An 11,900-nucleotide genomic window follows, 5' to 3' on the forward strand; every position below is an offset into this window, starting at 1 on the left:
AATCGCCCGGCCAATCACGCCACCCCCAGCCATCTGGCGCGTGCAGCCCAGGCGCTGGCCAAATCGCCGCGTATCAAATGCGAGGTCATGAACCACAAAGAGGTGGAAAAACTCGGCATGGGGGCTTTTCTGGCAGTCGCCAAAGGCTCGGACGAACCCCTGAAGTTCATCGAGTTGCACTACAAGGGTGCACCCAAGAGCCAGCCGCCGGTGGTGCTGGTGGGCAAGGGCATCACCTTTGACAGCGGCGGCATTTCCATCAAGCCTGCCGCCGAGATGGATGAAATGAAGTACGACATGTGTGGCGCTGCCAGTGTCTTGGGCGTGTTCAAGGCGCTGGCCGAGTTGCAACCCGACATCAACGTCGTCGGCCTGATTCCGGCTTGCGAAAATCTGCCCGGCAGCCGCGCGGTCAAACCGGGCGACGTGGTGACCAGCATGAGCGGTCAGACCATCGAAATTCTCAATACCGATGCCGAAGGCCGGCTGGTGCTGTGTGATGCCCTGACCTATGCCGAGCGTTTCAAACCGCAGGCCGTGCTTGACATTGCCACCCTCACCGGAGCCTGCGTGATTGCCCTGGGCGGCGTGCGCAGCGGCTTTTTTTCAGCCAACGAAACCATGTCGGCAGCCATGGCAAAAGCCAGTGAGTCGTCGCAGGACCTGTGCTGGCCCATGCCGCTCGATGACGACTACGCCGATGGCCTGAAAACCAGCTATGCCGACGTGGCCAACGTCGCGGGCCGTCCGGGCGGCGCCATCACCGCGGCCAAATTTCTGCAACGCTTCACCAGCAAATACCCCTGGGGCCATCTCGACATCGCCGGTTCGGCCTGGAAAAGCGGCACAGCCAAAGGCGCCACCGGCCGCCCGGTGGGATTGCTGCTGCACTATGTGTTGTCCTTGCAAACCCGTCCCGAATGATGCCTGTGACCAAGGTCGAGTTTCACACCCAGGCACCTGACCGGCTGCTGTATGCCTGCCGCTTGCTGCGCAAGGCCGCGGCCAGTGGCGCGCAGGTGCTGGTGACTGCGGATGAAACAACACTGCGGCAGTTCGACCAGTTGCTCTGGACATTTTCAGGTATCGATTTTGTGCCCCACTGTTTTCAGGATGCGCCAATGCAAGTGCTTGCAAACACACCCATTGTGCTCAGCCAAAATCCGCAAGCCCTGGCGCGCCCGATCCTGCTGAACCTGGGCTCCGACGTACCCACAGGTTTTAAGCAGTTCACACGCATCATTGAAATCGTGAGCGAAGACGTCGATGACAAACGCCAGGCACGCAGTCGCTGGAAGCACTACGCCAGTTCGGCTTGTGAATTAAGCAACCACGTCCTGCAAGCCACTGCGCCGCAATGAACACACCCACACGCCAGCCGCCGCGCTTTGTGCCCACCCTGACCGAGATGGTGGATGCGCCCGACCTACGTCAGACCAAAACGCATCCCAATCTCGAAGTTGAACCCCTGATTGCAGCAATTTGCCAACAGTTTCACCCCCTGCTGGCACAACACTTGCATGAATTTAATGCGCGCATGCAAAGTGACATTGAGTTGCTGGTGCGCCAGGCTGTAATGGATGCTTGAAAGACCCAAAACCGCCCCGACCCGACCGCTGCACCTGTCAAAATTTGAGATTGATGCACCATATTGGTGACTTCCCTATGGCGCGGAACATCAAACTAGGCTATCGTGCACGGCTTGAATTTGTTTCTGCAATTTTCTTTTTTTAAAATGGAGTTTTTATGCACATTAAAAGTACCTTGACCCTGATCGCCGCTGCCACCCTGCTTGTTGCTTGCGGTAAAAAAGAAGAAGCTGCACCCGCACCTGCAGCTGCCCCGGCAGCCGCACCAGCACCGGCTGGCAATGTTGTCAAAATTGGCCACGTTGGTCCGACCAGCGGCGCCATTGCCCACCTGGGCAAAGACAACGAAAACGGTGCACGCCTGGCCATTGACGAACTCAATGCCAAGGGTGTCATGCTGGGTGGTCAAAAAGTGACTTTCGAGCTGCTGGCTGAAGACGATGCTGCTGATCCGAAACAAGGTACTGCTGTCGCACAAAAATTGGCTGACGCCAAAGTTGCCGGTGTGGTGGGTCACCTGAATTCAGGCACCACCATTCCCGCCTCCAAGATTTACAGCGATGCTGGCATTCCCCAAATCTCGCCCTCGTCAACCAACCCCAAGTACACCCGTCAAGGCTTCAAGACCACCTTCCGTATGGTGGCTGACGACACCCAGCTGGGTGGCACGCTGGGCAAATATGCGGTGACAACCCTCAAGGGCAAGTCCATCGCCGTGATTGATGACCGTACCGCTTATGGCCAGGGCGTTGCAGAAGAATTCGCCAAAGCGGTTGAAGCCGCTGGCGGCAAGGTGGTTGCCAAGGAATTCACCACCGACAAGGCAACCGACTTCACCTCCATCCTGACCACCATCAAAGCCAAAAAGCCCGACGTGGTGTTCTTCGGCGGCATGGACGCCGTAGCCGGCCCCATGCTCAAGCAAATGAAGGCCCTGGCCATGAAGCCAAAGTTCATGGGTGGCGACGGCATCTGCACCACCGAGCTGGTCAAGCTGGGCGGTGACGCCATCGCCGACAACCAGGTTTACTGCGCTGAAGCCGGTGGCGTCGATGGCGAAGCCAAGGTTGGCATGGATGAATTCAAGGTTAAGTACCAGGCCAAGTTCAACACCGACGTCAAGCTTTATGCACCTTACGTCTATGACGCGGTCAACGTGATGGTGGCGGCCATGGTCAAGGCTGATTCGGCCGACCCTGCCAAATACCTGCCCATGCTGGCGACCACGGCCGATTTCAAAGGCGTGTCTGGCCCGGTCGCATTTGATGAAAAAGGCGATATCAAAAATGGTGCTTTGACCCTCAAGACCATTCGCGCTGGCCAGCTGGAAACCCTGGCTGTGCTGCGCTAAGCCGCGAGCCAAGCCGCGCTGACACCACAGCGTGTCAGCCTGCAAGGGAAGCAAACCCGGGTTTGCTTCCCTTTTTTAATGGCCATTGTGAGCCGCCTGCAAATTTCTATTGCCACCAAACCCGAAACCAGCCATCCAGGCAGGTAAAATCTTCGGTTCTGGAGCGGTGGATGAGTGGTTTAAGTCACACGCCTGGAAAGCGTGCGGGGAGTTAAATCCCCCGGGGGTTCGAATCCCCCCTGCTCCGCCAGAATGATGTTTAAAGGGGACTTCATGCGCCTAAAATCAAACGCATGAGTCACCCCACAAACACACACAACAAGCCTGCTGCCAGCGCAGCGGCCACAGACGTCGTTAAACCCAGCAATTTCTTACGCCAGATCATCGAATCTGACCTGGCCAATGGCACCTATGCCAGCCGCAAATGGGGTGGCAGCCCCGGTGATGCCGCCCATCACGCCAAGGGCCAGCCCGACCCCGCCAAAATCCGCACCCGCTTTCCGCCCGAACCCAACGGCTACCTGCACATTGGCCACGCCAAAAGCATCTGCCTGAACTTTGGCCTGGCGCGCGACTATGGCGGCGTGTGCCACCTGCGCTTTGACGACACCAACCCCGAAAAAGAAGACACCGAATACGTCAACAGCATCATCGACGCGGTGAAGTGGCTCGGCTTTGAGTGGAACGGCGCCCCCGGCGCCGCGCCCTACCAGGCCAGCAACTACTTCGACTTCATGTACCGCGCCGCCGAATACCTGATCGAGGCCGGCCACGCCTATGTGGATGAACAAACTGTCGAGCAAATCAGAATCAATCGCGGCGACTTCGGCAAGCCCGGCGTCGACAGCCCTTTCCGCACCCGCACCCCAGCCGAGAACCTGCGTATCTTCCGCGAAATGCGTGATGGCCAGCATGAAGATGGCGCCATGGTGCTGCGCGCCAAAATCGACATGGCCAGCCCCAACATCAACCTGCGCGACCCGGCCATCTACCGCATCCGCCGCGCCACCCACCACAACACCGGCGACAAATGGTGCATCTACCCGATGTACACCTATGCGCACCCGATCGAGGACGCGCTGGAGCAGATCACCCACAGCATCTGCACGCTCGAATTTGAAGATCAGCGCCCGTTTTACGACTGGCTGATGGCGCGGCTGATTGAAGGCGGCCTGCTGGCCAGCCCGCCACCGCACCAGTACGAATTTGCCCGCCTCAACCTCACCTATGTGATCACCAGCAAACGCAAGCTGGCGCAACTGGTGTACGACCACAAAGTCAACGGCTGGGACGACCCGCGCATGCCAACAATAGTCGGCCTGCGCCGCCGTGGCTACACCCCTGCAGCGTTGCAACTGTTTGCCGAACGCATTGGCGTGACCAAGAGCGACAGCTGGATCGACTATGCCACCCTGGAAGGCTGCCTGCGCGAAGACCTCGAACTTAAGGCCCATCGCGGCATGGCCGTGCTGAACCCGGTCAAGCTGGTGATGACAAACTGGGACGAGGTGATGGGTGCTGGGCATCTTGAGCCCTGCACCCAGCCTGCCCTGCCCCACGCGCCGCATGGTGCGTCTTCTGGTGCAGCACCCGAAGGCTCGGAGCCACCACCGGCGCGCCACTTCACAATAGGTAAAGAGGTGTGGATCGACCGCGAAGATTTTGAAGAAGTGCCGCCCAAGGGTTACAAGCGTTTGTTCCCCGGCAACAAGGTGCGCCTGAAGGGCGGCTACGTGATCGAATGCACCGACTGCAACAAAGACGCGAACGGACAGATCACCGAAGTGCTGGCCACCGTGGTGCCCGACACCAAGAGCGGTACCCCCGGCAGCGAAACCGTCAAGGTCAAAGCCGCCATCACCTGGGTCGGCGTGGCCAACGGCGTCAACGCCGAAGTGCGCCTGTATGACCGCCTGTTCCTGGACGCCCAGCCCGACGCGGGCGGCAAGGACTTCATCGAGAGCCTGAACCCGAACAGCCTGAAGGTCATCACGGCCATCGTCGAGCCGTCACTGGCAAACGCCCTGCCGGGGCAGAACTTCCAGTTTGAGCGGCATGGGTACTTTGTGGCGGATCGCATTGACCATATGCAAGGGACGAAGCCGGTGTTTAATCTGGCGGTGGGGTTGAAGGATAGTTGGGGGAAGTAAATAGAAAGCCGAAATTAGAAAAATTCAAGGGAAGACAAATGCATACCGTTAGCTTGGTGAACATGAAGGGAGGGGTTGAAAAGTCAACCTTGGCTGTCAATATTGCAGATGTGCTTGCCAGACGTCATGGAAAGCGGGTTCTACTTATAGACACAAACCCTCAATTCAATGCAACTCAAATGCTTGTTGGCGGTGATGACTATGTTCAGAAAATTCAAGCAGGGCAAAACACCATACTTGACGTATTCGATGACCAGACGAAAGTCACGGGCGTCCCGTCAGATGTATTGAACTCTACATACGGGCGTATGGACCTTGACTCTTTCAGACACACCATGCACCCCCAATCCATCCTCCACTTCTGGTTCGAAGAACTAACCGCCAAACAGCACTTCGTCAAGGACGCTGCGCTGGACGAAACCATTCGCACGCGCTTTGGCGACACGCTAGAAGCTGCGGCGCGATGTGAGTTGTATGCCTGGCGCGCAACGGCCGAGGGGCGGCTGGCGGAGATCATCGTGCTGGACCAGTTCTCGCGCAACGTCTTCCGCGACACGCCACGCGCCTTCGCGCAGGACACGCTGGCGCTGGTGTTGGCGCAAGAGCTGGTGGCAAGTACGCAGGATCGCAGCCTGCCCATCACGCAGCGTGTGTTTGCCTACATGCCCTACATGCACAGCGAGTCTGCGCTGGTTCATGCGCAGGCTACTGAGCTGTTTACGCAGCCGGGCATGGAGAACAACCTGAACTTCGAACTGCGCCACAAGACAATAATCGACCGCTTTGGCCGCTACCCCCACCGCAACGCGATTCTGGGGCGCACCTCCAACGCACAGGAACTGGCGTTTCTGAGCGAGCCGGGGTCTTCGTTCTAGGTCTTCGTCTTGCATTTGCTACTTTTTTGGTAGCTTATTTATCATATTTCACCTGGGCTATAGGCCAATTTTGCACAAAAATCCAGCCAGTATTCCAGACTTTTTTGTCAAACATGTTTGACATTTTTTAGTCGCAGTGTTCTACTGCACCCATGACTCTGCACGACCTGGCACCCCTCATCCATGCCCGGCGCACCGCTTTGGGTCTGTCGCAAGACAGGCTGGCCAAGCTGTGCGGTCTGTCGCGGGCCACGGTGAACCAGCTGGAAAACGGCACACTGGTGGACCTGGGCGCGGCCAAGCTGCTGGCGCTGCTGGCTTTGCTGGGGCTGGAACTGGATGCCCGCCCCAAGCCCGCCCCACTGGATGCGCTGGCGCTGCTAAGCCAAACCGCCAGCGTGAGCTACCGGCGCGTGCTGCAACCCGCCGAGCTGGCCCAGGCCTTGGTGCAGGGCGACTTGCCTGAGGCCATAACGCCCCACATTGCCACCCTGCTGGACGAAGCTCCGCTGGCGCTCATCCTGGCCGCCGTGGAGCAGGCCGCACTCACAACCCGCACCCCGCCCAAAACGCTGTGGAAGCACTTGGTGCAGTGGGCGCATGCCTTGGAGTCACCCACCCCAGCATGGGCCTGATGCACATGACAGCGCACCCGCACCAACCCGTGGGCTTGCCCGATGGCGTATGGCGAGGCCTTTTGCAGCATGCGTTTAGCCTGGTGGACGAGATTGCCTTGCACGGCCTGCCGCAGCCATTCTGGACGTTCGGCGGTGGCACGGTGCTCATGCTGCGTTACCGCCACCGCTTCAGCAAAGACGTGGACATTTTTGTGCCCGACCCGCAGTACTTGGGCTTTGTATCGCCCCGCCTGAGCGACGTGGCCGAGTCCGTCACGCACGACTATGTGGAAGGCCCAGGCTACGTGAAACTGCTGCGCCCCGAGGGTGAAATAGATTTCGTGGCTTCGCCCAACCTGACCGAGGCCCCATTTGAGCTATGGCACTTGCTGGGACGCGAGGTACGGGTAGAAACTGCGGTAGAAATTGTGGCCAAGAAGCTTTGGCACCGCGGCGACCGCGCCACAGCGCGTGATCTGTTCGACCTGTCGCTGGTCATCGAACGCGAGCCGGATGCCCTGCGGCAAGCAGCCCCGTTCCTGACCCGCCATGCCAAAGAGTTCGTGGCGCAACTGGCATCGCGGCGCAAAGTGCTGCAGGCCCAGTTCGAGGCCATCGACACATTGGACTACCAGCCCAGCTTTGACGAAGCCGTTGTGCGGGCTGCGGAGTTTCTCAATTCGCTATAACTTTAGTAGCTTCATGTGATTATTCCACGGTGGATATAGACCAATTTTGTCAAATGTATTAGGCTTTGGCAGCAGCAGCCGCCTTGCACCGCACATACAAATGCACATTGGTTGACTGCCATTGGGGTCCTCCTTGTGTTGACGCTATCGTACGAGTTTGTCAGGGTATCTTTTCAAACCCCAACTTGGGTACCGGCCGAGCGCTGCAGTTTTGTGCTGGGGAATCCGCCGTTTGTGGGCGCCAAGTTCATGATTGAGGCCCAGCGTGAAGACACCCAACTGGTCTTTGCAGGTGTTGAAAATGCGGGCTTGCTGGACTTTGTGGCGGCCTGGTATGTGAAGGCGGCGCATTACCTGCGTGGCGAGACTCCGGCGAGTGCAGGCTGGCCGGCGGGCGCTCATGAACCTTCGGTTTTTAAAATCGCGCCCACCGGCCAGCCCGCACCCGCCTCGGGTGATGTGCGAGCGAACGTCCGATGCGCCTTCGTTTCCACCAACAGCATCACCCAGGGCGAACAGGTCGGTGTGTTGTGGGGCTGGCTGCTGGCGCAGGGCGTGCACATTCATTTTGCGCACCGCACTTTTAGCTGGAGCAACGAGGCTTCAGGCAAAGCCGCCGTGCATTGCGTCATCATAGGTTTTGGCTTGCAAGACCTGCCGGGCAAGGTGATTTTTGAGTACGACAACATACGAGGTGAGCCGCATGCGGTGGCGGTGAACCACATCAATCCATACCTAGTTGACGCGCCGGATGTGGTGTTGCCACGCCGCTCCAGGCCGATTTGCGACGTGCCACAAATCGTTTTTGGCTCAATGGCGAATGACGGTGGTTACCTATTTCTGAACGCCACCGAGAAATCCGCTTTGTTGGACGAGTGCCCCACCGCCGCAAATTGGATACGCCCATTCTTGGGTGCCGATGAATTCATAAATAACATTCCGCGCTGGTGTCTCTGGCTCAGAGACTGCCCACCTTCTCAGCTCCGTTCAATGCCTGCGGTGTTGGCGCGTGTGCTGAAAGTCAAGGGACACCGTAACGCCAGCAGCCGTGCTGTCACGCAGGCGCTGGCAGCCACACCCACGCTGTTTGGAGAAATCAGGCAACCGGCTGACCGCTATCTGCTGGTACCGAGACATTCTTCAGAACGACGCGCATTAATTCCAATAGGTTTTTTATCACCTAATGTCATCATTGGTGATGCCAACCTATGCGTTCCAGATGCCACCTTATTTCACTTTGGCATCATGACTTCAGGCATGCACATGGCCTGGGTGAGGTATGTGTGCGGACGAATCAAAAGCGACTATCGGTACACAAACCAGATCGTCTACAACAACTTCCCTTGGCCAGAGCTGCTGAAAAACGCCGAACCAAGTTCTGCACAAACAGCCATCGAATCAGCAGCACAAACCGTGCTCGACGTGCGTGCCAGATTCCAGACCGGCGAGCAACCCGCCACGCTGGCCGACTTGTACGACCCGCTCACCATGCCGCCCGAGTTGCTCAAGGCGCATCAAAGGCTGGACGCAGCCGTGGACAAAGCCTACGAGGCCAGCGGAGGCAAGAAGCATTACAAAAGCGACGCCGAGCGCGTGGCATTTTTGTTTGAGCTTTACCAGAAATACACCAGCCTGCTGCCAACTGACAATAAGTCAAAGCCGCGTAAATTTGGGCGAAAAACTCAGGCTACTGAGGGAGCATCTAATCTATGACCGACCAGACGCCGATGGGACAGCCTGCGGCCTGGGCAAAGCAAACAGGTATTCTTGTGCAGGGACTTCAAGACTACCGCGACGCGTTGGACATGCTTCCTCGCGAGCAGTGTCGCTCTCTGATTGAGATGCCGAAACTTCATCGCCATCTCACATACATGACACCTCTGGACGGATGGGGAACAGTCGCTGAAACCCATTTGGGTTACATGCTGACCAATGAAGTCAACCGCCTTGGACAAAGCCTGCAAAAACTGACGGCATGGGCGAGCATTTTGAAACGGGTTGATATCGAGGTAAAGCATGAACTGTTGTATGAATTCGTAAATCCATTAGCGGAGCTGGCGCTCAATTTGCCATTTGCTATAAAAAACAGATTTGCTTTTGCGGCAATGAGGCTTTCTGACGAAGCCAATCAACTCACCCAAAACAGCTATTCCCTTGAAAAGACTTCCGATGACACTGAAGCACCACATAGGTGGAACGACTTTTGGACATACAGCAGACCTTGGAACGGTTGTTCTGCAGTCAAAACAGCTGTCGAAGGAATACTTCCAGACAGTAAAAACCGCAACGGCCCAATTGAAACGCACCGAGATCGGTATGCACATCGAATCCCGCGCTACATCGGACTCGGAATTTTGGAATCAGCATTGGTTGAGTGGCAAGAACACAGATGGACTGTCTCAATCAGTGAATTACCGCCAATTGACCTCGACGGAATCGTAGCAACGCTGACTCCTTGTCATCAAGCCTGTCTGGATGCCCATGCCAAGCTTTGTATGCTGGCAGCAGAACAGTGGCAACATATCCAAACCCAAGCCAAAAATCAATATGAATGAAGACATATCTGACTCCAGAGTAAAACTTTTCTATTGACGTAGCCAAGGTCAACATCTTCCTCGAAGTTGCCGCCATCGTCAAAGAATGGTGTCTGGTGCACCAAGCTGAACTGCAAGACAATTGGCAGCGTGCCCAACGTTTTGAACCGTTGGACCGAATTCAAGGAGCTGACCGTGATTAAAGTACTAAATGCCCGCCTGACCGCCCCATTTACGCTTGAGATTAACTTCTCGGATCACACACAAGGGGTGTTTGATGCAAACGCCTATCTGGCAACTCGTTCGGGTCCGCTGCTGGACAAACTGCGTGACCCGGCGTACTTTCAACGCTTTTTCATTGATGCTGGCGCACTGTGCTGGCCCAATGGACTGGAACTTTCTCCGGCCAAAATTCATGAGCAATCGGTTATCCAACTTACCGCCTGAGTCAACCCACCAGGAGAAGCCATCATGTTCCGACAAATCTTCGTCAACCTGCCCATCAAGGACATGGCCCGTTCACAGGCCTTCTTCAAGGCCCTGGGCCTCACGTTTAACCAGCGCTTCACCAACGAGAAAGGCGCTTGCCTGGAGATTGGCGAGAACTTCTACGCCATGCTGCTGGTGGAGCCCTTCTTCCAGGGCTTCACCAAGAAGCCGATCAGCGACGCGCTCCAAAGCACCGAAGTGATCTTGGCGCTGTCTGTTGACAGCCGGGCCGAGGCCGAAGACGTGGTGCGCAAGGCCGTGGCTGCCGGTGCCACCACGCCCAATGCGCCGCAGGACCACGGTTTCATGTACCAGCACGGCTTTGCCGATCTGGACGGCCACCAGTGGGAAGTGTTCTGGATGGACGAAGCGGCAGCGCCCGCGCAGATGTAAAAGCGGCGCGACTGGCTTGCAAATCCTGTCCGGCGTGGTGATACTGCGCCTTCTGTTCGAAAGGGCGCCATGGTGACTGTGGAATTCGCGGCCAGCCTGCGCCGCCATGTGGCGTGTGCACCGCAAAACGTGGCCGCGGGCAGCCTGCGTGTCGTGCTGGATGCGGCTCTGGCGGCGGCCCCCGCGTTACGGCATTACGTGCTGGATGACCAGGGCAACATCCGCAAACATGTGGCCGTGTTCGTCAACAAAACCATGGTGTTAAACCGCCAGAACCTCACCCAGCCCCTGGCCAGCGGCGACAGGGTGCTGGTGATTCAGGCCCTGACCGGCGGCTAGCCCCTTTACCAAACACGCCCGCGCAACCCAACCCCAAGGAGATTAAGCATGCAAACCTTGCTAGTAGCCAGCCGAAAAGGCCTGTTTGTGGTGCGTGGCCAGGGCACGCTGTGGGAGATCACCGGCCACCACTTTGCGGGCGACCCGGTGTCCCAGGTGATGGTGGACCCGCGCAACGGCCACTGGTATGCCGCGCTGCGCCTGGGGCACTTTGGCGTGAAACTGCGCAAAAGCACCGACCAGGGTGCCCACTGGGCCGAGGTGGCCTCGCCCGCCTTCCCACCCAAGCCGCAGGACGGCCCGCTGGCCGAAGACCCCACGCCGTGGAATGTGGACATGATCTGGAGCCTGGCCGCTGGCGGCGCCGAGCAGCCGGACACGCTGTGGGCAGGTTGTATGCCGGCAGGCTTGTTCAAATCAGAAGACGCTGGCCAGAGCTGGGCACTGAACACCGCACTGTGGGAAAACCCCAAGCGCCTGGGCTGGTTTGGCGGTGGCAACGACTTTCCCGGCATGCACTCGGTGCTGGTGGACCCGCGCAACGCAAATCACATCACGGTAGCAGTGTCCTGCGGTGGTGTCTGGCAAACCACAGACGGCGGCCAGTCCTGGCTGCTGACTGCCGACGGCATGAAGGCCGACTACCTGCCCCCCGACATCGAACAAGACCCCAACGCCCAGGACCCGCACCGCATGGTGCAGTGTGCGGCGCAACCCGATGTGTTGTGGGTGCAGCACCACTGCGGGTTGTACCGCTCCACCAACGCCGGTCACTTCTGGGAAGGCATTCCCGCGCCCGCGCCATCCGGCTTTGGTTTTGCCGTGGCCTGTGACCCGCTGGACCCGCTGCGGGCCTGGTTTGTACCGGCACAAG

Annotated in this window: 14 protein-coding genes, 1 tRNA gene and 1 pseudogene; all 16 read left to right on the forward strand. The window is 58.0% G+C overall.

The genetic code is table 11. From position 1 onward, the window contains the following. A partial coding sequence (locus NDI87_RS13160; protein WP_296275756.1) for a leucyl aminopeptidase occupies nt 1-924 on the forward strand: 924 nt, incomplete at its 5' end. Continuing rightward, nucleotides 924-1,361, forward strand: a complete 438-nt coding sequence (locus NDI87_RS13165; RefSeq protein ID WP_296275758.1) for a DNA polymerase III subunit chi — start codon at nt 924-926, stop codon at nt 1,359-1,361. The genes NDI87_RS13160 and NDI87_RS13165, both read left to right, overlap by 1 nt. After that, nucleotides 1,358-1,588, forward strand: a complete 231-nt coding sequence (locus NDI87_RS13170) for a hypothetical protein (RefSeq protein ID WP_296275761.1) — start codon at nt 1,358-1,360, stop codon at nt 1,586-1,588. The genes NDI87_RS13165 and NDI87_RS13170 overlap by 4 nt, the downstream gene beginning before the upstream one ends. A gap of 158 nt (nt 1,589-1,746) precedes the next feature. After that, nucleotides 1,747-2,940, forward strand: coding sequence for a branched-chain amino acid ABC transporter substrate-binding protein (locus NDI87_RS13175; protein ID WP_296275763.1), 1,194 nt, complete (start codon nt 1,747-1,749; stop codon nt 2,938-2,940). Between the two features lie 160 nt (nt 2,941-3,100). Next, nucleotides 3,101-3,190: transfer RNA gene (locus NDI87_RS13180), tRNA-Ser, on the forward strand. 43 nt (nt 3,191-3,233) lie between these two features. Beyond that, the gene (locus tag NDI87_RS13185) at nt 3,234-5,090 is read left to right on the forward strand and encodes a glutamine--tRNA ligase/YqeY domain fusion protein (RefSeq protein WP_296275765.1); all 1,857 of its coding nucleotides are present in this window, start codon (nt 3,234-3,236) and stop codon (nt 5,088-5,090) included. Between the two features lie 38 nt (nt 5,091-5,128). Next, nucleotides 5,129-5,392: pseudogene (locus tag NDI87_RS17510) on the forward strand (ParA family protein); the annotation flags it as partial. 33 nt (nt 5,393-5,425) lie between these two features. Further along, entirely contained in the window at nt 5,426-5,965 is a 540-nt protein-coding gene (locus tag NDI87_RS13190) for a DUF924 family protein (protein ID WP_296275766.1), read from the forward strand. Nucleotides 5,966-6,117: 152 nt separating this feature from the next. Further along, entirely contained in the window at nt 6,118-6,600 is a 483-nt protein-coding gene (locus NDI87_RS13195) for a helix-turn-helix transcriptional regulator (protein ID WP_296275767.1), read from the forward strand. After that, entirely contained in the window at nt 6,600-7,271 is a 672-nt protein-coding gene (locus NDI87_RS13200) for a nucleotidyl transferase AbiEii/AbiGii toxin family protein (protein WP_296275769.1), read from the forward strand. Before NDI87_RS13195 ends, NDI87_RS13200 begins: the two co-directional genes overlap by 1 nt. 135 nt (nt 7,272-7,406) lie before the next feature. Continuing rightward, nucleotides 7,407-8,984 (forward strand): type IIL restriction-modification enzyme MmeI, encoded by a 1,578-nt coding sequence (locus NDI87_RS13205; protein ID WP_366028890.1) that lies wholly within the window; start codon nt 7,407-7,409, stop codon nt 8,982-8,984. After that, a complete protein-coding gene (locus tag NDI87_RS13210) occupies nt 8,981-9,826 on the forward strand; it encodes a hypothetical protein (RefSeq protein ID WP_296275773.1) in 846 nt (281 codons plus the stop codon). The genes NDI87_RS13205 and NDI87_RS13210 overlap by 4 nt, the downstream gene beginning before the upstream one ends. A 174-nt stretch (nt 9,827-10,000) precedes the next feature. Beyond that, nucleotides 10,001-10,252, forward strand: coding sequence for a DUF2442 domain-containing protein (locus tag NDI87_RS13215; protein WP_296275775.1), 252 nt, complete (start codon nt 10,001-10,003; stop codon nt 10,250-10,252). A gap of 24 nt (nt 10,253-10,276) precedes the next feature. Continuing rightward, nucleotides 10,277-10,687: a VOC family protein gene (locus NDI87_RS13220; RefSeq protein WP_296275777.1), complete on the forward strand. Its 411-nt coding sequence runs from the start codon at nt 10,277-10,279 to the stop codon at nt 10,685-10,687. Nucleotides 10,688-10,756: 69 nt separating this feature from the next. Continuing rightward, a complete protein-coding gene (locus tag NDI87_RS13225; protein ID WP_296275779.1) occupies nt 10,757-11,026 on the forward strand; it encodes a MoaD/ThiS family protein in 270 nt (89 codons plus the stop codon). Nucleotides 11,027-11,074: 48 nt separating this feature from the next. Then, the coding region (locus tag NDI87_RS13230) for an exo-alpha-sialidase (protein WP_296275781.1) at nt 11,075-11,900 on the forward strand (826 nt) is incomplete at its 3' end.

It is taken from the genome of Rhodoferax sp., assembly GCF_023701345.1.
Taxonomy (GTDB): Bacteria; Pseudomonadota; Gammaproteobacteria; order Burkholderiales; family Burkholderiaceae_C; genus Rhodoferax.